This is a genomic window from Paenibacillus sp. FSL H3-0333 (assembly GCF_038002805.1).
Classification (GTDB): Bacteria; Bacillota; Bacilli; order Paenibacillales; family Paenibacillaceae; genus Paenibacillus_AQ; species Paenibacillus_AQ silagei.
Window position 1 is genome coordinate 3,755,389 of sequence record NZ_JBBODG010000001.1, and the last position, 25,053, is coordinate 3,780,441.

Consider the following 25,053-nt stretch of genomic DNA (forward strand, 5'->3'; position numbering starts at 1 on the left):
ATAACCGTCCTCTGCTCTGGGTTCACGAGCTATCTTGCCGGCGGCGGAGCAGCGTTGATTCCTTGGCAATGGATGTGCATCATGGTAGTGGCTGCATTGAATTATAGTGCAATATGCATGGGCGGGGTGTATGCTTCCTCTACATCAGGGGATTTGCGGGCTGCCAACCAGCGGGTGTCGCTAATGGCTTATCCTCTGAGCTTTCTGTTTGTCATTTGTCTATCGGTTATAGGAACCGTGGACTTGTTATCGGCGCTGATCATAAGCTGTATCTGTGCATTGATTTACCTTTGGGTTATTTCGAGGTTCGCAGCGAAGATCTGGAGGATGAAGCAGCCGGATTTCTTCCAGCCCATCACCATCCAAAAGCCGGAGAGAGCGCATCAGCGGCGTATATCATTAGCTCTGCCGAGATCTCAGTTTGGCATGGTTTTAAGATTGGAATGGAAGGTGCTAATGACCTTAAAAAGGATGCTCCTGAGCTTTGGATTTCTGTGCTTCTCGCCGGTTGCTATGGTGTGTCTGCTGCTGTATTTTACGGGAACACTTGACCTGAGTTATGCCGTCCTGCTAACTGTGCTAATGATACCGAGAGTGCCGATCAACTTAATGGCGTACTCCATAGGCGGGGAGAAAGTATATAAGACAGGTGAAGCCTTATTGTCTACACCGCTGAAGATCCGGCCGGTCTTTCTGGCCAAATGTATGATTCCAGTGCTTGTAACGGCGGTCATGCTGACCCTCTCATCCCTGCTGACGTTAGCGGGCGTAACTATTGCGGCGCTGATCAGTCCTGAGCTTGTCTCTATCCAAGGCTATACGGCTGCGCAGCTTATCCTGCTGTTCCCCGTTAGTCTGCTCTCATCCATCGCCATGATGTTCATAGCAGCTATTCTTGCTTTGCGGCTCAGAACTCCGCGTCAGGGCTTGTATGCGACAAGCCTTCTGTCGGTTCTGTTTGTGTTCCCGGTATTAGCGATCATCTACTTGGCTCCGAACATGCTGATGGGGTCCTTGATCTATCTGGCGGTTCTTGTAATTGGCAATCTAATCTGTTTCAAAAGAATTTCGGACAACATAACCCGTCCTCAGCTCATGAGCAGACTATAAGGAACATACAAAACCCCCGGCCATGCTTCATAAGAAGCAACCGGGGGTTCGTTGTATGGGTTCCTTATCTAGCCAACCAGCCGCCATCCACATTCAGAATGTGGCCGTTCAGGTAGTCGGATGCTGCGGAGGCCAGGAATACGGCAGGGCCCTTCACATCATCGGCAGTTCCCCAGCGTCCGGCTGGAATACGCTCAAGGATGGAGTCGGAGCGGCTCTGGTCCGCACGGATCGGAGCGGTGTTCTCGGTAGCCATGTAGCCCGGAGCAATCGCGTTGATGTTAAGGCCCGAGCCTGCCCATTCATTGGCGAAGGCTTTGGTCAGACCGGCTACGGCATGCTTGCTTGCGGTGTAGCCCGGCACGTTGATGCCGCCCTGATAGGAGAGCATGGAGGCGATGTTGATGATTTTACCGCTCCCCCGTTCCAAGAAGTGACGTCCGGCAATCTGCGACAACAGGAAGACTGTGTTCTGGTTGAGGTTAATGACATCGAACCAGTCTTTCTCACTGTGGTCCTTGGCCGGAGTACGGCGGATCATGCCTGCACAGTTGACGAGGATATCCACTTTGCCGGTGAAGGCAACGGCTTCGTCGAACATGCCTTGAAGCTTGGAATGGTCGCTGAGGTCTGTGGCGATACTCAGTGCTTTGACGCCAAAAGCTTCACAGGCTGCTACAGTCTCGTCACTGGAATTAAGTGATACGGAGACTACGTCTGCACCGGCTTCTGCGAAGGCGATGGCAATGCCTTGTCCAAGACCTTGCGCTGCGCCTGTTACGATTGCTGTCTTACCTGCCAAGCTGAATAAAGATGACATATGATTATTCTCTCCTTTGAGCGATTTGAATTGTGAAATTAGCCGCATTCAATGTTGACGCCGGCCTTGCGGAACAGCTCTGCGGTCTCCGGGGCAAGCCCGCTGTCTGTCAGCAGCACATCGACCTCCTGCAGGGAGGCGAAGGTGCGCAGCGCGGTCTGTCCGAACTTGTGATGATCGCAAGCGGCGAACACCTGACGGGCCGTGGAGACTAACGCCTGTTTGAAATCTATAAGATCGCCGGTATAGATGGACAGGCCGTGTTCAATATGAACGGCTGTGGCCGAGAGAAAGGCTTTTTGAATATTAAGCTTCTGTACATAGGACACGGCTTCGGGACCGGCCAGCATATTGCGGACACGGTAGCCGCCGGGTACGACCAGACGGATGTTATCTCTCTGGACCAGCTCACTGATGATGTAGACATCATTGGTAATGACCGTAAGAGGTATATTCGTAAGCCGCCGGGCAATCTCAAGCGTTGTGCTTCCGCCGTCCAGGGCAATGATGTCATCCGGAACGATATGCGCCAGCGCACGCCGGGCAATCTCCGTCTTCTCCTCGGCGTATTTATCCAGCGGATTGCGCAGGGGCAGAATGCCGAACTGATCGCTCTGTGCCAGCACGGCACCGCCGTGGACGCGCATAATCAGTCCCTGCTCCTCCAGCTTGCTTAAGTCCTCGCGGATCGTTTTGCCGGTGACCTGGAGCTTATCGCTCAATTCGTTCACCGTTACATCCTTCTGGTTCAGCATAACTTCCATAATCATCTCGTGCCGCCGTATCGGGTTCATCCGCCTGCCTCATCTTTCCGTAGTTGATTTGCTACTATTGTAATACTTTCATCCCTACGGGGTCCATATCATCATACCGCTTGTTGTCTCCGGCCATGCTCCAGATGAAGGTATAGTTATGCGTACCGACACCGCTGTGAATGGACCAGCTTGGCGAGATGACAGCCTGTTCATTGTGCATTACGATGTGGCGGGTCTCGGTCGGCTCGCCCATCAGGTGGAAGACGATGGAATCGTCCGGCAGATCGAAATAGAAGTAGGCTTCCATCCGGCGCGGATGCGTGTGGGATGGCATGGTGTTCCACATGCTGCCCGGCTTCAGCTGAGTCATCCCCATTACAAGCTGTGCGCTCTGCACGCCGTTCGTGTGGATGAAGCGGTGAATCGTCCGTTCGTTGGAATTCTCCAGACCGCCCATGGCTCCAGATTCGGATTCAGCCAGCGTAGTCTTCGTAGTCGGGTAAGACTGGTGTGCCGGAGCGGAATTCAGATAGAATTTTGCCGGCTTAGCGCTGTCCGCACTCTTGAAAATAACATCCTTCGAGCCTTGGCCCACATACAGGCATTCCTTGAAATCAACCTCATATTCAGTACCGTCTACAACAACCGAACCCGGGCCGCCGACATTGATGATTCCCAGCTCGCGGCGTTCCAGGAAGTAAGTTACGCCAAGCTCCTTGAGGTCCGTAGTCAGAGCCACCTCGCCGTTTACCGGATTCGCTCCGCCAACGATCATGCGGTCTTCATGGGTCAGGACAAGCTTCAGCTCGTCTGGTGCAAAGATAACCGGGATATGGAACTCCTTGCGCAGGCGCTCAGTGTCAAACTGCTTCACTTCATTCGGATGTGATGCAAAACGTCTTTCCATCGAATATTCAGTCTCCTTAGAAAACATATTTTCGTTCGTATAGGTACAACTTAATCCATTTACGTTCATTTATCAAGCATAATCTTTTTTAGTACGTTTATTTTAGTTTATTTGTTCAGCGATAAGATTGCCATCTGAACTGAAAGCGTGCACAATAGAGCTGGAGTACATGGGATTTATTCAGGATTAAAAATATGAAATTCATACCTACGGAGGGTGAACGAGATGGCAGATATGCCTCAGCAACAGACGACTTCTAAAATACGTCAGCGGCAGATTATATCCGCGATCGCGGTGGAGGCGGAGCGCCGCCCGCTGCTGTACAGCGGACTCTGGTTCCATGATGATGTGCGGAACAATTTCTATTATGCGTCTTATCTGTTTGCCGCTGCGGTGGATGATACACTGGAGCTTCCGTTCAGCCGGGAGGATGCCAAGCGCAAGGCCGAGTCTGTCCTATTAGAAACAGTGAAGCTCCAGAACCGGATGCCGGGGACCCCCCTGTATGGACATTGGCCGCTGGGGCTGCATCCCACTCCGGAAGAGGCGGCACCGCATGAGCTTCCGGTGGAGATTATGGGCAGCCTGATGGTCTGGTTCAACCGGCAATTTTCCGGCCGCTTCAGTGCGGGCCTGCGTGTGGCGTTCCATACGGCACTCGGCCATATCTACCGCAGCGCCTTTTTCCGTAAGCAGGTAGCGACCTTCGGCCATCACGAAGCGAAATATACGGCCGCGAAGCTGATCTTCGGCAGGCTGTTCGAGGACGATCTGCTGAGGGAAGACGGGCGGCACAGCCTGGAGCTGACGCTGGCGCATATCCGCGCAAAGGGAATGCCGGAGTATGGCAGCCTGCCGTGGTTCTGGCACTGGGTGCAGGCGTTCACCTGCGCCTGGGAGCTGGAAAAGGACAGCGGTGTGAAAGACCGGCTAGGCGAGATGCTGGACTTCCTGTGGAAGGAGCGGAGCCAGTGGTACCTTCAAGGGGCCTGGGCGGGCGCGCATTCCCGGGGCTGGCCGCATGATGTTCCGGCAGACGGCAATCTGCTGCATGATTATGTCCAGTTCGGCGATTTCGCGCTGCCGGAGGAGATGCCGCGCACCGAATATGCAGGGTTCCTCTATTATGAAGCGCCGGAAGAGACGCGTTCCGCTGCCCTGAACCGCCATTTACCAGTAGAGGTCTGCAAGAAGACCGAGAAGGTGGTTGCCGGTTCCCCGGAGCGCCAGCCGGCGCTGCATTCTTACGCTTATATCTGTAAGGATTACGCGGCAGGCGGGATGTGGGAGCGAGTGGAGGAATTCGACAATGAGCAGCTGCGCTGGGCCTTCTCGCTCCCGGTTCCGGCAGCGGCGGGCGTGAACCGGCTTTATTTTTTCCATCCGGGTCAAGGCTATCAGCCGGGAGATCCCCGGCACCAGAGTCCTTATATGGAGGTGCTGTATCATCAGAACACGATCCTGTCGCTGTTCCCGGTGCCCGAAGGAGAGGATAAGGCCATCGTCGGGGTGCTTCCGTTAGGCGAATGGATCAGGCAGCCCAAGGCGCTGCTTGGCTATGCGGGCAATGTATATTTTGCCGTCTATCTATCACAGGAATATGAACTGCTGGAGCGGCCATCCTATCTGGAGGTAACGTCCAAGAACATGCCCGGAGCCGTCGTGGTTGAAGCGCTAAGCACAGATCAGGCGGCGGAGCTGGGGATACACAGTCTTGAGGAATTTGCCGCAGCCGCTATACAGCGGGCACCGGAATTTACGGAGGGAGAGATCCTCTCGGCAGCGTATACGGCCTGGATCGGGAATGAGCGCCTGCAGCTCAGCATAGACAATAAGCATACAGGAATACAGTCGCAGATTAACGGCAAACCGGTATCATTTGAACATTATATGGTCTAAACGGGACACTTCGCTCCCTGGGGACATTAGGATTTTTTCGGATTGGAACTATCTTAAATTTTAAGCTACAATGACATAGAGCCCGGGGGTCAGCAATGGCTGCCGGGTTCTTTGCGCTACCCGCATAGGCCTTAAGCATGGCGCAGCAATGAAGGTAATATCTTTGGCGCTGCAAGGAAAGAATAAGTTGACTAATTTGCAGCAGAGGATCTACTACTGAAGACATGGGGGAGAGCAGGATGACAGAGACGGAATATCGGCTGGAGAAGGATTTTTTGGGCAGCAAGCAGGTGGAGCATCAGGCCTATTACGGGATACAGACCCTCCGGGCGGTGGAGAATTTCCCGATTACAGGCTACCGTGTGCATCATGAATTAATCAAGGCGATGGGGATTGTCAAAAAATCCGCTGCGCTCGCCAACATGGAAATCGGCCGCCTCTATAAGGGCCTGGGTGCGGTGATTGTCCAAGCAGCAGACGAGGTGATTGCGGGGAACTGGGATGAGCAGTTCATCGTTGATCCGATTCAAGGCGGCGCGGGCACCTCGCTGAATATGAATGCCAATGAAGTGATTGCGAACCGTGCGCTGGAGCTGCTGGGCAAGGCCAAGGGGGATTACCTGCAGCTCAGTCCGAACACTCATGTGAATATGGCGCAATCGACGAACGATGCTTTTCCGACGGCGATTCATATTGCCACGCTATCGCTGTTGGAGCAGCTGCTGATCACGATGCGGACGATGCACGGTGTGTTTTTGCAGAAGGCTGTTGAATTCGATTCCGTTATTAAAATGGGGCGGACCCACCTGCAGGATGCGGTGCCAATCCGTCTGGGACAGGAATTCGAGGCGTACAGCCGGGTGCTGGAGCGTGATATTCAGCGGATCGAGCATACGCGCGGCCATCTCTATGAGGTGAATATGGGAGCTACCGCCGTGGGTACCGGACTGAACGCCGATCCCCGGTACATCAAACGGGTCGTTGAGCTGCTGGCTGAGATCAGCGGTCTGCCGCTGGTCAGCGCCGAGCATCTGGTGGATGCTACGCAGAATACGGATGCCTATACCGAAGTCTCGGCCTCGCTGAAGGTCTGCATGATGAATATGTCCAAAATCGCCAACGATCTGCGCCTGATGGCCTCGGGCCCGCGCTCCGGCTTCAATGAAATTACGCTGCCGGCCCGCCAGCCGGGATCGTCCATCATGCCCGGTAAGGTGAATCCGGTGATGGCCGAGGTGATTAACCAGGTGGCTTTTCAGGTGATTGGCAATGATCACACGATCTGCCTCGCCGCTCAGGCCGGTCAACTGGAGCTGAACGTTATGGAGCCGGTGATGGTGTTCAATCTGATTCAGTCGATCAGCATCATGAACAATTCCTTCCGGGTGTTCACCGACTATTGTCTGGCAGGGATTGAAGCCAACAAGGAGAAGCTTGCGCGTGAGGTGGAGAGAAGCGTCGGTATCATTACCGCCGTGAACCCGCATCTGGGGTATGAGGTCGTCTCGCGGATTGCCAGGGAAGCTATTCTGACCGGAGAATCGGTGCGGGCCTTGTGTCTGAAGTACAATGTGCTTAGCGAGGAAGAGCTGAACCTGATTCTGGACCCGTATGAAATGACCCATCCCGGCATCGCGGGGGCAGCGCTTTTGAATCATGAATAATAATCGTGATTTGTGTAAAATCAGGCTTCCTCTCATGGTATAATAGACACGAGCATTTACACCGGGCATGATCCTATATTCTGTAATGGCTTACTGGAGGCAAAGTGTGGCGAAGGCAAAAGTGGCAAAACGTCCCACCCGCGACGAATTCGTGCTTGAGGAGCTGGGCAACCAGCTGGTAGAGGCGAAGCAGGAGGATTCCGAGATTCTGCTGACGGTCTGGGGGAAGGAAGAAGAGGTGCGCGGGGTGATTGTAGAGATGGATTCGCGTACCGGCAGGGTGCATGTCAGAAATAACGAAGAGATTATCAAGGTGCCGTTCATGGACATTATGCAAATCAATTATCCCCGGGATTAGGGGGAGCGGCAGATGAACAAAACGAATGCCATGCGCATACTGGATGCAAGGAAGATAAGCTACACCATTCATAGCTACGACAATGAGGACGGGCTGATTCACGGAACAGCGGTTGCTGAGAAGATTGGCCTGCCTCCTGAGGTAGTATTCAAGACACTGGTCGCACACAGCGGACCGCAGCCGTATGTCTATGTGATCCCGGTTGCTGAGGAGCTGGATCTGAAGAGAGCCGCCAGAGCCGCCGGAGTGAAGAAGATTGAGCTGCTGCCGCTGAAGGACCTGCTGAAGCACACGGGATATGTCCGCGGGGGCTGTTCCCCTGTCGGGATGAAGAAGCTGTACCCTACGTTCATTCACAGCAGTGCGGCGGAGCTTGAGACAATCGCGGTCAGCGCAGGCCGGATCGGCGTTCAGATGGAGCTTGAGCCGAAGCTGCTGGCTGAAGAGGTGTCTGCAGTTTTTGCAGAGTTGATTAAAGAGTAAGTGTAACGAATAAAGCCGGAACTCCTATGTGTGTAGGGTTCCGGCTTTTGCTTCAAGCAGTAGTCCATTCGCTGTAATGGTCCGCTATGAATTGCAGCTCGCGCTCGTAGTGGGCCAGGTGGCCTTCTTCCACCATTTGGACAAAAGCCGGGTTGCCCGCCTCAGCCTCCTTCTTCAGCGTATCGCACATAGCCGTGAGCCGCCGGGTCAACCAGTCGTGCAGATCTTCCGGGACAGGGAGTCCATAGGCTTCAAAAAACAGCTGAATCCGCCGCTGCCGGTCTGCTGCATGGAGGTCTGCCTGGTAAGGTACCGTGGAGCCTGTCAGATAGTCGGGTGCAAAACCGGCGAGCGGAACTGAAGTATAGAGGGTATAGGCAATATCCCATAGGCGCGGGCCCGGACCGGCCATGTCGAAATCAATCAGCGCCACAGGCGAACCATGCTGAAACACCACGTTGTACAGCGCCGCGTCATTATGGCAGATCACTTCATGTGCCGCAGAATCGGCATAGGGGAGCTGCCACTCCGTATGTATACTAATCGGTACGAAGCCCTCTGTTGCATCATGATAGCTGCGCAACAGGCGTGCCAGGCCCGTAAGGGTCTCTTCAGACCACATGAACGGCTCCAGCTCAGGATAAGCGTTGCCCGGAACCTCGCCGGGAAGAAAGGATAGAATCTCGCGCCCTGCTTCATCTACGCCTAGGAATCTGGGTGCTCCTGCGAAATTCTGCTGCTCCAAATGCTGTAGCAGTGCATGAATACTTGTGCTCCAGCTCCCTGTAGGACGGCGGACGGTGTCTGCCTTTCGGATGATCTCATTTATATTTCCGCCGGTTAATTTCTCTTCATCGTACGGGTTCATTGGTTAAAGGTACCTCGCTTTCTTTGATGAGCGTGCGGCCGCGTGCAGCCAGCTGCAGGGGTCAAGGCAGCAGCTTCGCAGCGATTAACCCCAGATACTCCTTCAGCGCCAGCCCGGTTGTGGAGACGGCTCCGGCGGATGGAGTGAATTTGCTTACATAGAGTGACATAGGACGGCTGGCCTGGAAATCTACCGGAAAAGCCTGCGGCGTAAGTCCGGCATGCCCGAACTGGACCATGCTGCGTGGCATATGGAAGCCCGAGGTCACCAGAACGGGACGGCTGAAGCCATGCTCCTGCATGAGCTTTGCGGTGTTGACCGCATTCTGCTCTGTATTGAGCGAGCGGTTCTCCGGCAGGATATCCTCTGCGGGGATGCCGAGGCCGATGAGCTGCCGCCGGGCGATATCCGCTTCATTGCCGCTGTCGGCGAATACCTGTCCCCCGGAGAAAATAATCGGCAGGCCGGTCTCGCGGTACAGCCGCGCAGCTGCCAGCAGCCGGTTCGCTGCCGGACCGGACATATTGCCCTGCCCGTCCAGATCCGGGGTGCCGGAGGTGGCCCCGCCGCCGAGGATTACGATCACATCCCCCTCAGCGGAAGCAGGCTGAGGGTACTTCCGCTCCAAGCTCCCGATCAGAGTGTCAGCTACAGCAGAGGTCATCGACAGATACAGCAGGAGCGTGACCGCCAGCAGCACGATTGCGGGACGGCGGTTATTTTTCCACAGCCAGACCACCATGCCCAGCAGCAGCAGGACGAATAGCCCGGGCGGCAGGACAAAGCTGTATACGAATTTAATGAGATAGATCATACGGTCACCAACTTTTATAATTAGGATAATAGATATTTCACCAAAAATCCGTCTGCATAGCAGCTTGATTCTAGTTGTATGGTACCATCGGGTCCAGCTGGAGTTCCCGGCTTCACGCGGCTGATTTGGCGATCCTGCACTGCGCTGTTTTGTGCTTCGCGCTTTACATGCCCTCCATGCGCGCTTTTGGTGAGCTTACAACTGAAGTGGACTGAGATTCCTTTATTTTGCCAAAATTAAGGTTGATAATGCCGAAACGGACTGATTCCGCTATCTTGTACTTTTGAGCCTCTAAGGACACATGTTAGGACGCATAAAGGATTCTCTGTCCGCTTAGCCCGGAATTTCACCTAATTTGCTCATATAGCGGAATCTCAGTCCTCTTAATGTTCAGTTAGAGAGTCATGTAGGCGGCGGGATTCAGCGAATCACCTTCAATCATAATCGCAGTCAATCCTGAATCCGTACGGGTCTCATGCCATTCCCCTTGCTCCCAAAAGACGGCTTGACCTGCACTCACAGCTGTAAATTCAGCTTCCTCTCCGCGCACAAACCCTTCACCGTTCAGAATTAGCAGCAGCTGCGGACAGGTCGCCTGATGAAAACCGATTACTCCCTGGTGTCCAAGATATACGCAGTCGATATGCGTCTTCTCCTCAGTCTGGATAATCCGGGATAGGATGAAATGGGAATTGAAGGCGGTTATGGGTTTGCCTGACTCTGGTTTGAAATGGTAAATCTTCATTGTATACCTCCTTGTGAGCGCGGAAGAGGCGCACCATCGTCCGTCTTGCCCGGCTCCTCCGTAAGCTGGCGGTAGCCCATGGGGGGCAGGCCGGTCCAGCGCTTGAACTGCTTGCTGAAATGAGAGACATCGCGGTAGCCCAGCCGGTAGGCGATGCTCTCTACAGACAGACTGTTATCGAGCAGCAGCAGCTTGGCATGGCGGATAATGAGATCGGAGAGATACTGTCTTGGCGGCAGACCATAGATCTGCCGGAAGGCGCGGTTGCAGTGGTTGGGGCTGTAGCCGAGCCTGGCCGCGATCTCCTCGATGCTGCCAGCTCTGCTGCCGGTTGCCGCTGCCGTGAAGACGGATTCCTGCAGTAGCCCTTCAATGGCATTCGCCAGGGCAACGGTCTTCTCCGTCACTCCCGGCAGGGTGCTCCGGGCAGGGGAAGGCAGGGCAGCCAGCACCCAGCCGGTAAGGGCGGTGAAGAACTGGAGCGAGGCGTTCAGCATCACGAGCCGGCCCCGCTGTGCATCACTGGCCTCCGGGAGAATGGTCGAGCGGATGATGTCATCCAGGGAGGAACGGATTGCCTTCAGCTCCGGGGTGTCTCCGCTTAGACTGACGGTATCCATCGTCATCAAGGAGCGGCGCAGAACCAGATCGTCAATGTCGAAGTGCAGGCAATAATAAGACATCTCATCCCCTGCGGCTGCGCCCAGACTGGAATGCAGCACACCGGGGCGGATGAACAGAATGTCGCCGCTCTCCTGGATGTAGGATTGTCCGCCTATGGCCATGTGCTGCGAGCCCTGCAGAACGATGTTGATCTCGAACATCGGGTGAGTGTGTGCCGGATAGTGCCATTCCTTATTCACCTTGCGCCAGTGGGCGGCAAAGAGATGAAAGGCAGCTTGAACATCCGGGGACATGCGTCCATCCATGGAATGCTGTGTGCCGGGATCTAATACGTTCATGTTCAACCTCTTCTTTGTTAAAAGATGGATCTATTATAGCATAGGCCGCTGCGTCCGATTGATTTGTCCAAATAATTGGCGGCTTTGCGCCTGTTGCCTGAGGGGAGGGTAGCGCTAACATAGAGCTATATAGATTGAACTTTAAAACTTAAGTTAAGGGAAAAGTGGCGGAGGGGAATTTTGGAACTGTAGGAGCGGTAGCGACCGCTTTGTCTACGGATTTCCACCGCGAACAGCGGTACAAAAAATCCAGAAATCTGCAGACAACAGCGGCCGGAAGTCCAAAACTTCTCTGGAGTCACGGTCAGTCCCAAAACATAGAAACCATTAGTTCAATTGATATAGGAGCCCGGCACTGCCGGGACATAGCTGGAGGGAGTGTATATACTGTATGCCAACGAACAAATTCTTCAATGCCCATCATTCACCGATAGGATCATTCTCAAGCTTCACCCTCGGATTTCAAGGAGCGTCCGGCGGCTTTGACCTCGAACTCGGCAGGCCGCCGAGACAGAACATATATATCGGCCTAGCTCGCAAGGATGGCCGCGGTTACGATACGTTGCCCTTCCACGAGCAGGGCAGCGACGATGAAAGCAAGCGCTACGACATCGAGAACCCGGACCCGAGCCCGGATAAGCCGCAGCTTCTGTTTCACTTCGGGGAAGACGAGATTACTCGCGATTTCCGGCTGACCACCGACAGCTGGCAGGCAGGCGATTTGACCTTCCGCATTCTGTCACCAGTCCGGCCGGTGCCGGACCCGGAGACGGCCTCGGACGCAGAGCTGAAGGAAGTACTGCTGCCAGCCGTGCTGGTAGAGCTTGAAGTCGATAACACAGCGGGCAGCTCTGCGCGTCGTGCTTTCTTCGGCTTCCAGGGGAATGACCCGTATAGCGCCCTGAGAAGATTCGATGGAGGCAAGGAGGATCTGACGGGTGTCGGCCAGGGCCGGTTCCTGGCGATTGCCGCGAAGCAGGGAAGTGTTAAGGCGGCAATGCATTTTACAATGGAGGATATTCTTGCAGCGGAGCTGGAGGAGAACTGGACGTTCGGGCTGGGTCAGGTTGGCGCGCTTATTATGGATGTGCCTGCCGGCGAACGCAAGGTGTACCAGTTCGCGGTCTGCTTCCACCGCTCCGGTTATGTGACTTCAGGAATGGATGCGAGCTATTACTATAACCGTTATTACAGCAATGTAGAAGCTGTTGCTGAATATGCGTTATCCCAGTTCGACACGCTGAAGAAGCAGGCCGAAGAGGCGAACGGGATGCTGGAGGGAACAGCCTTAAGTGACGACCAGACCTTCATGCTTGCTCACGCCATCCGCAGCTATTACGGCTCCACCGAACTCTTGGAGTACAAAGGCCAGCCGTTCTGGGTCGTCAACGAAGGCGAATACCGGATGATGAACACCTTCGATCTTACGGTAGACCAGCTGTTCTACGAGCTGAAGATGAACCCGTGGACCGTACGCAATGAGCTGGATATGTTCGTGGACCGGTTCAGTTATGTGGACACTGTCCGTTTCCCGGGAGATAGCACCGAGTATCCGGGCGGACTTAGCTTCACGCATGATATGGGAGTAGCCAACGCAGTGTCGCGTCCGGGGTACTCCTCCTATGAGCTGTACGGCATTGACGGCTGCTTCTCGCATATGACCCACGAGCAATTGGTCAACTGGATTCTTACTGCGGCGACCTATGTGGAGCACACGGGCGACCGCAGCTGGATGGAGCGCAACCTTACCGTTCTGGAGAGCTGCCTGCAGAGCATGCTGAACCGGGATTATCCGGACCCGGCGAAGCGCAATGGTGTGATGGCACTCGACAGCTCACGGACCATGGGCGGTGCAGAGATCACGACCTATGACAGTCTGGATGTCTCCCTGGGCCAGGCGCGCAACAATATTTATCTGGCGGGAAAATGCTGGGCTGCTTATCTGGCTATGGAGCGGATTTTCCGCGACAACGGCAATACGGAGCTGTCCCAGACGGCCGGCAGGCAAGCTGAGCTCTGTGCGGCTACCATCGTGGCGAGTGTGACTGAAGGCGGCTACATTCCGGCTGTAATCGGCGAAGGCAATGATTCGAAGATTATCCCGGCGATCGAGGGTCTGGTATTCCCTTACTTCACCGGCTGCAAGGAAGCCTTGGAACGCGGAGGACGGTTCGGGGAATATCTCGAGGCACTGGACACTCATCTGAAGGCTGTGCTTGTGGAGGGCGTCTGCCTGTTCGGGGACGGCGGCTGGAAAATCTCCTCCACCAGCAACAACAGCTGGCTGAGCAAAATCTATCTCTCCCAGTTCATCGCCAGAGAAATTCTCGGCTTGAAATGGGATGAGAAGGGACGCGCGGCAGATCAGGCCCATACGGCCTGGCTTACGCATCCGCAGCTCTCGATCTGGAGCTGGAGTGACCAGATTATTTCCGGCGAGATCACCGGCAGCAAATATTACCCGCGCGGGGTAACGGCCATTCTGTGGCTGGAGGAGCAACGGGCGTAGGTAGTTGAAGCCGGATGTCCGGCGGTGTTAACTCAAACAGCGAATCTCCCATGGCGGGGATTCGCTGTTTTTTATTGTATGTGAATAAAACAACTGTGCCCACGCGCCTGCGCAGTGCTGAATGTGATCGGTTTTCCGATTACATTCGGCTCGCGCGTCCATGCAAGCTGTCTGTGCTGCTGCCAGCCAGACTAGAACAACCGGTGCTTCCAGCCGTTGAGCTTCGCTACGGCTTCAACATAGTAGTAGTCGCCGTAGATCAGCGACACATCTGTGAGCGAATCGCCGCTGGCGGCTCCATGCAGCAGAATGGCTTCATGGTCCGGCTGGTCCCAGGTGGCATAATTCTCTGTAAGTGAACGCAGTATGCGCTCTGCGGCATCCGCATACACGCGTTTCTCGCCCGGCGGTACAAGCTCTGCCAGTTCCAGCAGGCCAGAGGCGGCGATTGCTGCGGCCGAGCTGTCTCTGAACATGCGCTTGTCATCTGCAAGCCGGAAGTCCCAGTGCGGCACGTGATCCTCCGGGAGAGCCGCGATGAAATAATGGGCGATACGCTTGGCGGTATTCAAGAAGCGCACGTCGCCGGTGTGGCGGCAGGTGTTCGTGAAGCCGTACAACCCCCAGGCTGAACCCCGGCTCCAGCAGGATTCAGGGGAATATCCCTGTCCGCCGAAGTTCTCAATATAAGCGCCGGACTCTGCATCGAAGGACAGAATATGCCTGGTGGACCCGTCCTCGCACACACCATAGGTCATTGCTGTCTCCGCATGTCGGGTAGCAATATGGCTGTAGCGCGGATCGCCGGTGATCCGGCTGGCCCAGAAGAGCAGCGAGATGTTCATCATGCAGTCGATGATCACCCAGCCGTGCTTGTCCCCGTTCCAGGCGCGGATGAACCGGCCCACCGGATTATAACGTGCAGCCAGGTAGTTAGCCGCTTCAAGTCCCCGGCGCAAGCCCTCCGCATCACCTGTAAGCGTATGCTTGATCACCGCAGTAGCCAGGAATTGAAAGCCGACATCGTGATGCAGCTCTTCGGTCGGCTTCGCGAACCACTGTCCAATCGTTTCGTCCCAGGGCCAGGCTGTATCCTTATAAGCTTCCTTGCCGGTCATATCATACATGACCCAGAGTATTCCCGGCCAGAAGCCGGAGGTCCACCAGTCAGTCCCGGGACTATCGAATCTGCCGTCTGCTCCCGCAGCATGAGGACTCCGCGTCCCGAGCTGCTTGATCATGCCGTTTACTTTCGGTTCCAGACGGTTCATTACTTCCTGCCAATAAGCTGTAGTCATCGCTGATGCCTCCACTTGAATTAGATTATGGCCTCAGTATAACGCCTCTGGCGAACCGGAAGTTGTCATTTGATATCACGAAATGTTGTTATATTGTCCTATTCCTCGCAAGTAGGCTCTCAGGTTCCCTTGCGGTATTGCAGCGGAGAAAGGCCGAGTACCCGCTTGAACAGCTGGTTGAAGTAGGAAGGATTCGGGAATCCGACAGCGCTGCCGATCCGCTCCACCGTCAGGTCCGTCGTCTCGAGCAGCCGGCAGGCCTGCTTGAGACGACGGGCGGTAAGGTAGTCGACCAGGCGGCCGCCTGTTTCCTGATGAAAAATCCGCGAGACATAGGATTTCGAGAGGTGAGTCTCCTCCGCAAGCTGCTCCAGATTCACCTCTTCCTGATAATGCGCTTCAATCCAGTTCATGATCTGCTCCGAATAGCGGAGCTTCCGCCGTTCTCCGGTATGAATCAGTGACTGCTCCCCTGTTCCGAGACAGCTTAACAACTGCAGAAGCAGCATCGTGATATCCTCGGCATCTTCCCCGGATGATTTGCTCCGGCACTGATTGTAATTCCCATAGATCCATTCCACAGTCTCCAGGCGGTCACCAAGATCGAAGCCGCAATAGGTATTGCTGCCTTGCCATAACGCATTGAACACCGCTTTACGTTTGGCGAAGCCCTGCAGCAGATGCTCTGCTGTCAGGGGGTCAAGATAGAAGATCGTCCGTATGAACGGGCATTCGGGTGAGACGTCCGAAGAAATCCGGTGCAGCTGATACGGCTGGAAAAAGAAAAGCATGCCCGGCCGGATATCATACATCTGCTGATTCACAACAATGCTGCCCTGCCCGCCGTGTACGAACATGATCTCACAGCACTGATGCCAGTGGTAATATCCCTTGTAATGATCGTCGGTATAGATGCGGTAGTCCCAGATCAGCGACTGCCGGTTCGCAAACAGAACAGGCTCGAATAGCTGTTTCATCCTTGGTTTACGCTCCTGTCATGACAAAATAAAGACATTTTATGGTTTCTATTATAACGTTGACCCCACCAGGGCGCTACAATAAAACAGGAGCTTCACTCTATGGATTAGCTTATGAGGCAGCGGCGCGCTGCCTCACTTTGTATACTACGAGGATCACAAGTGGTAGTGCGAGCGAATAGGTTAAATTCCAGTCCACCCAGTAGGGGGGGATTTCTTTGACGTAGAAGATGATATCCTTGGAGATGAGCTGTGAAAGTCCGTAGATCAGGAACGCGACAGGAAAGATTAGAGGGCGGTGGCTTTTCAGCTTGAATATTTGCGCGGTTCCGAGTACAAAGGCATAGAAGTAGAGTGCTGTCTTGAAATAGGTTGTGATAATCCAGGCCGTAGCCATAAGTGCTTCAAGCCGCTGCAAAAAGTTGGCGATATTGATTTTTTGGGCCAGGGTATAGGCGGCATAGAAATTATGCTCGGAGAAATAGACACCGAGAACAGTCAGCGAGAGGAACAGAATCAGGTTCAGGCCTACGGAGCCTATGCAGAGCGCGATGAAGATATCACGGTTAATTTTACTGTTCTTACGGGTGTAAGGATAGATCATGAAGAACACGCAGATCTCCCCGAACGGGTAAAACACACCGATCATGATCGAATGCAGCATATCCGGTAAAGGTGTAGTCAGCATGGGATAGACACGATCCAGCCGGACCTGCGGAAATAAGAGCACCATTAGGGCCACCAGAAATAAGGCAAACAGCGGAAAGAACACCTGCGCTGCCCTGCCGACCGTCTCAAGCCCCAGGCGCAGACCGTACACCAGCAGAACAATGCTCATGAACCGGATCACTCCGCCGGGAGTTCCCTCGTAGATCTGGGTACACATGAAATCCTCAATTTCCCGGACATACGTAGAGGCCGCGATGATGAAGAAGAACAGATAGTACCCGCCTACCGCGCTGCCCAGCCATTTCCCCAGCACCTGCTGGCTGATCTCAATAATATTTTGGTTCGGGCTGATATTCGCTACTATGACAAACAGGAAGACTAGAGCAATTCCCGGCGGTATACTGATCAGGGCGGCGATCCAGGCATCCTGATGGGCTTCGGAAGTCATGGCGGCAGGATAGACCAGGGCCATATCCCCGATAAAAGTAAAAAGACCCAGGATTACCAACTGCGCTGTGCTGATCCGCTCTTTTTCAATACTCATCCCTATCCCTCCTTGACATGTGGCCTCCAGGGCCTATGAACCCGGCACCCTCTTAGTATGGCATCCCCTTCCAGAATTATGTGAATCAAGTACGGGTCTGAATTTGAGGAATAATTATCAAGCAATGCTACCAAACTAACCTGAATAGAATGTCCACGGGAAGGAGAAGTGGCCCGGATGAAAAGTACGGTGGAGGGGAAGTTATCCAGCAGGCTGGAGGTCAATAATGAACAGGTGTACAAGCTGCTGGGCGAGAGCACTGACCTGGTGCGAAAACAGCTGAAGCTGGGAGAGCATACGGAGCTGGCTATTTTTTATATTGATGGTCTGATAGATAATCAGCTGCTGCATAATTCGATTCTGTATTCGCTTCAGGAGGGACGGACCTCGGCTCTGCTGGAAGAACAGGACCCTGATAAGAAAATAGAAATCTTGACTAACCGTGTGCTAATGGCTGGCGATCTTACCGTGGTTCAGGATTACGCCCAGTTCGTACACGACCTGTTATCCGGCAACGTGATGCTGATGGTGGAGGGGACGGCGTCAGCACTGAGGATCGGGCTGCCCGGCTGGGAAGACCGCGGGGTAAGTGAGCCCAGCTCGCAGTCTGTGGTCCGCGGACCTATGGAGGGGTTCAGCGAGAATCTGCGGACCAACACCGCGTTAATCCGGCGCAAAATCAAAGACAGTCAGCTGTGGCTGGAAACGATGCAGATCGGCCGTGTCACCCAGACCAGTGTCTCGATTATGTATCTCAGCCATATTGCGAATAAAGAGCTGGTGCAGGAGGTAAAGCGGCGCCTGAACAGCATTGATACGGACAGTATTCTGGAGAGCGGCTATATCGAGGAATTTATTCAGGACAAGGTGGCGACACCCTTTCCGACAATCTATAACAGTGACCGGCCGGATACCATCGCGGCGGGGATTCTGGAAGGGAAGGTGGCTATCCTGGTTGACGGAACCCCTTTTGTGCTGCTGGCCCCGACCGTATTTGTCTCCTTCTTTCAGTCGGCGGAGGATTATTATCAGCGTGCGGATATCTCTACCCTGCTGCGGTTCATCCGGTTTCTGGCTTTTTTTCTCACCTTGTTTGCCCCTGCGTTCTATGTGGCTATCACAACCTATCATCAGGAGATGATCCCGACCAATCTGGTGATCAGTCTGGCGGCCCAGCGGGAGACGGTGCCGTTTCCGACTTTTGTCGAAGCGCTGATGATGGAATTAACCTATGAGATTCTGCGTGAAGCAGGGGTACGGATTCCTAAGAATGTAGGTCAGGCTGTATCCATTGTCGGAACACTGGTCATCGGGCAAGCGGCGGTTGCGGCAGGGTTCATCTCCTCGGCGATGGTTATCATTGTATCGATTACAGCGATCTCAAGCTTTGTGATTCCCGAGGCCGGGATGTCCATTGCCGCACGCATTATCCGGTTTTTCCTGATTGCGCTGGCCGGGTTCATGGGACTGTACGGAATATTGTGCGGAGTATTCCTAGTGGTGCTGCATCTCGTCAGCCTGCGCTCCTTCGGCGTTCCTTATATGAGTCCGCTGGGTCCCTTCAGGCCGGCAGACCTTAAGGATTCTTTCTTCAGGTTCCCCTGGCCGTTCCTGAGAACAAGACCGCAAGAGAATAGAACACAGAATCTGCACCGCCAGAACAGATTCAGACGCGGGGGTTCCTGATATGGCTGGCAGAATAAAGAGAGCTGTCGCAGCTTGCCTTCCCCTGCTGCTGCTATCACTATTGCTTAGCGGGTGCTGGGAGAGGAAGGAGCTGAATGAACTGGCTTTTGTGCTGGCGATGGGCCTCGATAAAGCGGAGAATGGCTACAACATAACGATGCAGGTGGTCATACCCTCTTCGATCTCTTCACAGAATGCGGGAGGAACAGGGGGAAGCGGGGTTCCCGTGGTTGTGTATAATTTTACAGTGCCAACGGTATATGAATCCCTCCGTAAGTTCAATCTGATCAGCTCCCGCTCTCCGTATCTGGGCCATATCCGGGTGCTGGTGATCGGAGAAGAGCTGGCGCGGGAAGGGGTGGGCAAGACGCTGGATGTGATCAAAAGAAGCCGGGAGCCGCGCATGGACTTCTATGTGATGGTTGCACGGAAGACGACCGCCGAGAATGTCCTGAAGGTGCTGACCCCGCTGGACCGGCTGCCGGCGACTAAATTATTCAGTTCCCTGGATAAGTCCTACAAAATTTCATCCAAGACCGTCGCGGTCACATTGGATCAATTCATCGAGGACCTGCTCCTCCAAGGGGAGAGTCCGGTGTTAACCGGAGTGGAGGTGGAGGGTGATCCCGAGGCTGGCAGTAAGAAAAGCAATGTGGAACAGACAGACCCCGGAACGAAGCTCCAGTATGAGAGTGTTGCTGTATTCAAAAAGGATAAGCTGGTTGGCTGGATAGAAGATGATCTAACGGTTGGCTTCAATTATGTCACTGATAATGTCACCAAAAATACGGGACACTTCAAAGACGAAGCCGGAGGTCTGATCATTATAGAGGCGCTTACTTCTACTACCAAACGGAAGGTGAAAATCATAGACGGCGAGCCGCATATCTATTTGAGCGCGGAAACACTATGCAATGTGCAGGAGGTTGAAGGCGCGGATACGCTGGATACGGAGGCCAAAATCAAATCACTGGAAGAGGAGACGGAGGACCGGGTTGTAAAGCGGATGAAGGATGCTGTAGAGGGAATCACCAAGCAGTTCAATGTGGATATATTCGGCTTCGGGCAATCCATTTACCGTAAGAGCCCCAAGGCATGGGAGAGGCTGAAGGAACGGAAGGGAGAAGACTATCTCAAGACCCTTCCTGTCCATTACGAGGCCAGTGTGACGATCAACCGGATCGGTACGATTGATAATTCATTTTATGAAGATATTAAGGAGTGAGCCTGTATGCTGCTGGTGCTGATGTTTGCTCTGATTGCCGCAGGCTGTGCAGCCATGGATCTGTCCTCCCTGAAGGGCAGGCAGAAGCGGCGTGATCGTGTGGTGTGGGCTCTGCTCTGGATCGGCGGAATGGCTGCCACGATATGCACGCTGCTCAAAATTCAGGTTCCCAGCCCGCTGCTGCTGATTATATTCATCTACAAGCCGATCAATGATCTGGTATCTTCATGGTTCTGATCATGAGTTCGGAAATCCCGGCAGGCCTTCTCGTTGAAGGTCTGTTATTTGTCATGCACCGGTTGTTTTTCGTAAATGTCGAATTGAGATTGACGAATTGAATTTATAGTCGTATGATGTGTGTTATAAAAGTTCCTGAGTAATATTAAGTAACTATATAATAAAATGATAATAACGGGAGGAATGAAAGTGGAATCATCTACATTTGTACTTTTTGGCGCAACCGGGGACTTGGCGAAGCGGAAAATCTTCCCCGCTCTATACAACCTGTTTACTGATGGCAAGCTTTCCGGTCCTCTCTCAGTCATTGGGCTGGGCAGACGGGAGCTCACTAACGAGACGTTCCAGCGTCAGGTGCTGGATTCCCTGCGCACCTTCTCGCGCCGTCCGCTAGAGGATACAGCGGCGCTGCAGAATTTCCTGCAGGCTTTTGAATATAGTGTGCTGGATGTCGGACGTCCTGAGGATTATGTGAAGCTGCTTGGGCATGTACAGCGCCGGGAGGAAGAGCTGGGGCTTCCGCAGAACCGGATGTTCTATCTGTCGGTCGGTCCCGAATTCTTCGGGGAGATTGCCGGTAATATCAATGCCAGCGGACTCGGGAATACCAAGGGCTGGAAACGTCTGATCATCGAGAAGCCGTTCGGACGGGATCTGCAGTCGGCGCGTGTGCTGAATGAGAGCTTGAGTGCAGCTTTTGCAGAGGAGGAAATCTTCCGGATTGATCACTTCCTCGGCAAGCCGATGGTGCAGAACCTGGAGGTGCTGAAATACTCTAATCCTGTGCTGCGGGCCTTGTGGCAGAACCGGTATATCGCGAATGTCCAGATTACCGCCAGTGAGACGGTGGGTGTGGAAGAGCGGGCGGGTTATTATGATAAGGCTGGGGCGCTGCGTGACATGTTCCAGAACCATATGCTCCAATTGCTGATGATGATGGCGATGCAGCTTCCGAAGGGCAGTACACCAGAAGACGTCCGCAGCAAAAAACGGCATGTCATCCGTTCCGTCCGTCCGCTGCTGCCCGAAGAGGTATCACAACATGTAGTGCGCGGCCAGTATGCAGCGGGGGAGATGCGCGTACAGCAAGTGCCTGCGTATACCGCTGAACCGGGGATCGCAGCCACTTCACAGAATGAGACGTATATTGCAGCACGCCTATGGATTGAAGATCCGCTGTGGAACGATGTGCCGTTCTACATTCGTACAGGTAAGCGCATGAAGGAGAAATCCACGCGGATTGTTATAGAATTTAAAGAGCCGTTTAATGATGTGCATAACAAGAACCGTAACAAGCTGCCGCTTGACCCTAATCTGCTGGTCATTGATATTGGCCCGCATGAGGGCATCTCTCTGACTCTGAATACCAAGAATCCGCTTCAGCACGGGGAGCTTGAGCCGGTTAGCATTAAGCATGAGCCGGGAAATCCCGATGTGCCGGAGGCTTATGAGAATCTGATCTATGATGCTATGCTCGGCGATGCTACGTTCTTTGCCCACTGGGAGGAAGTAGAGTTGTCCTGGCAGTGGGTTCAGCCTATAATCGAAGCAACAGCAGAAGGCAGCCTGCCGCTGCACCTGTATCCTGCCGGATCTAACGGCCCGGCGGCGGCAGATCAGCTCCTTGGCGAGTTCCACTGGTGGCTGGATGAGCCGGAGAATGCAGAGCCTGCACGCGTTCACCGGACAGCCGGGATAGAGCCGGAAGTCATCCGACCAGGAGCGTAAGCGGCGGCGGTAACAGCAAGCGGACAGAGTTAGCTTATATATGACTACACAATTCGGAGGGATTCGTAATGAAAGTCGGTTTAATCGGACTTGGCAAAATGGGCTTCAATCTGGGCCAGAACCTGCTGGAGCATGCCCATGAAGTAGTAGCGTATGATGTGAATCCTGCTGCGGTACAGGAACTGGCCGAACGCGGTGCGTCCGGGGCAGCAAGCCTGGAGGAGCTTACGGGCCAGCTTGAATCCCCGCGCGTTCTCTGGATCATGGTTCCCCATACTTTTGTAGATTCAGTGATTGCTGAACTGACGCCGCTATTATCCAAGGGAGATATCATTATTGAAGCCGGGAACTCTCATTATAAAGAGTCGATCCGCCGTCATGAGGAGCTGGGTGCCCACGGAATTCACTTCCTGGATGCAGGAACCTCCGGCGGAATGGAAGGCGCGCGCAATGGGGCCTGCTATATGGTTGGAGGCGATGAGGAAGCGTGGGCAGTGGTTGAACCACTGTTCCGTGATACTGCGGTAGAGAACGGATATCTGTACGCCGGCAAATCCGGAAGCGGACATTTCCTCAAGATGGTGCATAACGGCATTGAATACGGGATGATGGCTGCGATCGGTGAGGGCTTCGAGGTGCTGGAGAAAAGCGGATATGACTTCGACTTCGAGCAGGTGGCCCGCGTCTGGAACAACGGCTCAGTCGTACGCTCCTGGCTCATGGAGTTGATCGAGCGCGCCTTCTCCAAGGATGCCAAGCTGGAAGACATCAAGGGCGTCATGCATTCCTCCGGGGAGGGACGCTGGACGCTGGAGACCGCCTTCGACCTCCAGGCAGCGACTCCGGTTATCGCCATGGCTCTGCTCATGCGCTACCGGTCGCTGGAGACCGACACCTTCACCGGCAAAGTCGTCGCCGCTTTGCGTAACGAATTCGGCGGCCATGCGGTGGAGTCGAAGTAAGCAGCGGCAATTAGGCTGAAGCGGTGATATCAGGGGGCTGTCCCAAAGCCATGAAATGGCTGTTTGGGCAGCCTCTTCTGTTTCGGCTTTGGGCGGAGCAGTGCTTTTCCCACCAATGGAGAAGTACCGCTCTTTGTTGTGCCTGCACAGAGAATCAGACAACCCGCCCGAAGCATATAAGTACAGAAACATGAAATTGGACGGGGGAGATGGCAGGTGTCCCGCAATCAGGAATTCAGAGTCTATCTGGTCACGAAGAGAGATATTTTACGGTTTATCGTGGTTGAAATCATTATCGGCAGTATGACGTATAAGCTGGCTTTGAACCTTTGTCATAATGCGATTCTGGCAGGTGCCGGAGGCTGGGCTTGTACGGAAGGGCTGAAGCGGCTGGTGAAGCTGGGCGGGTGATGGGTAATAACGGGGATTCCCCGGATTGTCTATCTGATGTACTATATATAGAAACAGGTATAGACATAGATAGACAGACAGAGGGAATGGTGATGCACAGATGGTTAACCTACTGGAAGTATTACACAAAGAAATTATGCCGGCAGAAGGCTGCACCGAACCGATTGCGGTAGCTTATGCCGTCTCGTTGGCGGCTGAGCTGGTTGAGGAAGAGATTACAGGAATCGAGCTGTTCCTCAGCGGCAATATCATCAAGAATGCGATGGGTGTGGGGATTCCTGGTACAGGCCAGACGGGCTTGCCGATAGCGGCTGCCCTGGGTGCGGTGGTGCGCCGCTCGGAGCGGAAGCTGGAGATTCTGTCCGGGCTGACCCCGGCGGAGCTGGCAAGTGCAGAGGGACTCCTGGAGCGTAAGCTCCTGGAGGTTGAGCTGAAGGATACGCCGGAGAAGCTATATATAGAAGCGAGAGTACACAGCAAGAACCATACCGCCACAGCGATCCTGGTAAAAGAGCACACGAATGTGCAGTATCTGGCGAAGGATGGCCAGCGGCTTGAGCCGAAAATGGACAAGGCCGACTGCGGAGACCCGCTTAGTCTGGACCCCGAGGTATACTCGGTCTCACTCGAAGATATCTATGCCTTCGTTCAGAATACACCATTCGGGGATCTTCGCTTCCTGCTGGAGGGAGCGGTTATGAATAAGGCGATCTCAGAGGAAGGGCTGCGCGGGGAGTATGGTCTCCAGGTGGGCCGGAAAATGAGCCAGCAATCCGCCCTCAATCTGTTCGGCGCGGATGTGGCGAACCGGATCATTGCCGCAACGGCAGCCGCATCCGATGCACGGATGGACGGCAGTGCCATGCCGGTAATGACGACGGCGGGCAGCGGCAATCAGGGGATTGCCTGTACCATGCCGGTCATTGCCCTGGCCGAGCTACTCGGCAAGGATGAGGAGACCCTGGCAAGAGCGATGGCGCTCAGCAATCTGATTACCATCCATGTGAAGCATTACATTGGCCGTCTGTCCCCGCTCTGCGGCTCAGGCATTGCCGGTGGAGTGGGGGCGGGCAGCGGCATTGTCTATCTGATGGGCGGGACGCTGGCGCAGATCAAGCACTCCATCCAGAATACGATTGCTTCTACTTCAGGCATGATCTGTGATGGTGCCAAGCCAACCTGTGCACTCAAAATCTCCACGGCTACCAACGCGGCCATTCAGTCTGCCACTCTCGCCATGAACGATATCTCCGCGGGTCTCAATGACGGTGTCATCTTCGAGAAGGTGGAGGATACGATCAAGAATATGGAGACCCTGGTCCAGGAGGGGCTTGCCGCCACAGACCAGGCCATTCTGAATATTATGCTCTCCAAGGGAGCCACTTCTTCATAGGGAGCAGGACAAGCACTGGATGTCTCACC

The 25,053-nt window shown here is 54.2% G+C and carries 23 protein-coding genes; 13 read left to right on the plus strand and 10 right to left on the minus strand.

Going from position 1 to position 25,053, the window contains the following annotated elements:
- The first annotated feature begins 456 nt into the window (after positions 1-456).
- Complete coding sequence (locus MHH78_RS16545) at positions 457-1,110, plus strand: hypothetical protein (protein ID WP_341168037.1); 654 nt, start codon at positions 457-459, stop codon at positions 1,108-1,110.
- Positions 1,111-1,174: 64 nt separating this feature from the next.
- Here the strand turns inward: MHH78_RS16545 and kduD are convergent, their stop codons facing one another.
- The 3 genes from kduD to kduI are packed head-to-tail and all read right to left on the minus strand — an operon-like array spanning position 1,175 to position 3,592.
- The gene (gene kduD, locus MHH78_RS16550; protein WP_036724808.1) at positions 1,175-1,930 is read right to left on the minus strand and encodes a 2-dehydro-3-deoxy-D-gluconate 5-dehydrogenase KduD; all 756 of its coding nucleotides are present in this window, start codon (positions 1,928-1,930) and stop codon (positions 1,175-1,177) included.
- A gap of 38 nt (positions 1,931-1,968) precedes the next feature.
- The gene (locus tag MHH78_RS16555) at positions 1,969-2,724 is read right to left on the minus strand and encodes a DeoR/GlpR family DNA-binding transcription regulator (protein ID WP_341168038.1); all 756 of its coding nucleotides are present in this window, start codon (positions 2,722-2,724) and stop codon (positions 1,969-1,971) included.
- 34 nt (positions 2,725-2,758) lie between these two features.
- Positions 2,759-3,592 carry a 5-dehydro-4-deoxy-D-glucuronate isomerase gene (gene kduI / locus MHH78_RS16560; RefSeq protein WP_341168039.1) on the minus strand — a complete coding sequence of 278 codons (834 nt, stop codon included), beginning with the start codon at positions 3,590-3,592 and terminating at the stop codon, positions 2,759-2,761.
- 225 nt (positions 3,593-3,817) lie between these two features.
- On the opposite strand from kduI, the gene MHH78_RS16565 reads away from it, so the two are divergent.
- From MHH78_RS16565 to ybaK, 4 genes are all read left to right on the plus strand, one after another.
- The gene (locus MHH78_RS16565) at positions 3,818-5,491 is read left to right on the plus strand and encodes a hypothetical protein (RefSeq protein ID WP_341168040.1); all 1,674 of its coding nucleotides are present in this window, start codon (positions 3,818-3,820) and stop codon (positions 5,489-5,491) included.
- A 239-nt stretch (positions 5,492-5,730) separates the two neighbouring features.
- On the plus strand, positions 5,731-7,155 hold the full coding sequence (gene aspA, locus MHH78_RS16570; protein ID WP_076078731.1) for an aspartate ammonia-lyase: 1,425 nt from the start codon (positions 5,731-5,733) through the stop codon (positions 7,153-7,155).
- Between the two features lie 85 nt (positions 7,156-7,240).
- Complete coding sequence (locus tag MHH78_RS16575) at positions 7,241-7,513, plus strand: YolD-like family protein (RefSeq protein ID WP_268748447.1); 273 nt, start codon at positions 7,241-7,243, stop codon at positions 7,511-7,513.
- Between the two features lie 12 nt (positions 7,514-7,525).
- Positions 7,526-7,996, plus strand: coding sequence for a Cys-tRNA(Pro) deacylase (gene ybaK, locus MHH78_RS16580; RefSeq protein ID WP_341168041.1), 471 nt, complete (start codon positions 7,526-7,528; stop codon positions 7,994-7,996).
- A 52-nt stretch (positions 7,997-8,048) separates the two neighbouring features.
- Here the strand turns inward: ybaK and MHH78_RS16585 are convergent, their stop codons facing one another.
- From MHH78_RS16585 to MHH78_RS16600, 4 genes are all read right to left on the minus strand, one after another.
- A complete protein-coding gene (locus MHH78_RS16585; RefSeq protein ID WP_341168042.1) occupies positions 8,049-8,864 on the minus strand; it encodes an aminoglycoside phosphotransferase family protein in 816 nt (271 codons plus the stop codon).
- A gap of 61 nt (positions 8,865-8,925) precedes the next feature.
- Positions 8,926-9,678, minus strand: a complete 753-nt coding sequence (locus tag MHH78_RS16590) for a YdcF family protein (protein WP_076078736.1) — start codon at positions 9,676-9,678, stop codon at positions 8,926-8,928.
- 394 nt (positions 9,679-10,072) lie between these two features.
- Complete coding sequence (locus MHH78_RS16595; protein ID WP_341168043.1) at positions 10,073-10,423, minus strand: cupin; 351 nt, start codon at positions 10,421-10,423, stop codon at positions 10,073-10,075.
- The gene (locus MHH78_RS16600) at positions 10,420-11,385 is read right to left on the minus strand and encodes a helix-turn-helix domain-containing protein (RefSeq protein WP_341168044.1); all 966 of its coding nucleotides are present in this window, start codon (positions 11,383-11,385) and stop codon (positions 10,420-10,422) included. Before MHH78_RS16600 ends, MHH78_RS16595 begins: the two co-directional genes overlap by 4 nt.
- Positions 11,386-11,776: 391 nt before the next feature.
- Here MHH78_RS16600 and MHH78_RS16605 point away from each other — a divergent pair, with 391 nt between their 5' ends.
- Entirely contained in the window at positions 11,777-13,894 is a 2,118-nt protein-coding gene (locus MHH78_RS16605) for a glycoside hydrolase family 52 protein (protein ID WP_341168045.1), read from the plus strand.
- Positions 13,895-14,085: 191 nt separating this feature from the next.
- Here MHH78_RS16605 and MHH78_RS16610 read toward each other — a convergent pair whose 3' ends face one another.
- The 3 genes from MHH78_RS16610 to MHH78_RS16620 form a co-directional block, all read right to left on the minus strand.
- Positions 14,086-15,192 carry a glycoside hydrolase family 88 protein gene (locus MHH78_RS16610; protein WP_341168046.1) on the minus strand — a complete coding sequence of 369 codons (1,107 nt, stop codon included), beginning with the start codon at positions 15,190-15,192 and terminating at the stop codon, positions 14,086-14,088.
- Positions 15,193-15,311: 119 nt separating this feature from the next.
- Positions 15,312-16,169, minus strand: a complete 858-nt coding sequence (locus tag MHH78_RS16615) for an AraC family transcriptional regulator (RefSeq protein WP_076078744.1) — start codon at positions 16,167-16,169, stop codon at positions 15,312-15,314.
- Positions 16,170-16,281: 112 nt separating this feature from the next.
- Positions 16,282-17,382, minus strand: a complete 1,101-nt coding sequence (locus tag MHH78_RS16620) for a GerAB/ArcD/ProY family transporter (RefSeq protein ID WP_341168047.1) — start codon at positions 17,380-17,382, stop codon at positions 16,282-16,284.
- A gap of 177 nt (positions 17,383-17,559) precedes the next feature.
- On the opposite strand from MHH78_RS16620, the gene MHH78_RS16625 reads away from it, so the two are divergent.
- The 7 genes from MHH78_RS16625 to MHH78_RS16655 all read left to right on the plus strand — a co-directional run bounded on the left by MHH78_RS16625 (position 17,560) and on the right by MHH78_RS16655 (position 25,024).
- The gene (locus MHH78_RS16625) at positions 17,560-19,068 is read left to right on the plus strand and encodes a spore germination protein (protein WP_341168048.1); all 1,509 of its coding nucleotides are present in this window, start codon (positions 17,560-17,562) and stop codon (positions 19,066-19,068) included.
- 1 nt (position 19,069) lies between these two features.
- Positions 19,070-20,293 carry a Ger(x)C family spore germination protein gene (locus MHH78_RS16630; protein ID WP_341168049.1) on the plus strand — a complete coding sequence of 408 codons (1,224 nt, stop codon included), beginning with the start codon at positions 19,070-19,072 and terminating at the stop codon, positions 20,291-20,293.
- A 6-nt stretch (positions 20,294-20,299) separates the two neighbouring features.
- Positions 20,300-20,530, plus strand: coding sequence for a hypothetical protein (locus MHH78_RS16635; protein WP_340827250.1), 231 nt, complete (start codon positions 20,300-20,302; stop codon positions 20,528-20,530).
- Between the two features lie 189 nt (positions 20,531-20,719).
- Positions 20,720-22,258 (plus strand): glucose-6-phosphate dehydrogenase, encoded by a 1,539-nt coding sequence (zwf, locus tag MHH78_RS16640; RefSeq protein ID WP_341168050.1) that lies wholly within the window; start codon positions 20,720-20,722, stop codon positions 22,256-22,258.
- Positions 22,259-22,326: 68 nt separating this feature from the next.
- Positions 22,327-23,220: a phosphogluconate dehydrogenase (NAD(+)-dependent, decarboxylating) gene (gnd, locus tag MHH78_RS16645; protein WP_341168051.1), complete on the plus strand. Its 894-nt coding sequence runs from the start codon at positions 22,327-22,329 to the stop codon at positions 23,218-23,220.
- A 216-nt stretch (positions 23,221-23,436) separates the two neighbouring features.
- The gene (locus tag MHH78_RS16650; RefSeq protein WP_076078765.1) at positions 23,437-23,631 is read left to right on the plus strand and encodes a hypothetical protein; all 195 of its coding nucleotides are present in this window, start codon (positions 23,437-23,439) and stop codon (positions 23,629-23,631) included.
- Positions 23,632-23,731: 100 nt separating this feature from the next.
- Positions 23,732-25,024, plus strand: coding sequence for an L-cysteine desulfidase family protein (locus tag MHH78_RS16655; protein WP_341168052.1), 1,293 nt, complete (start codon positions 23,732-23,734; stop codon positions 25,022-25,024).
- The last annotated feature ends 29 nt before the right edge of the window (positions 25,025-25,053 follow it).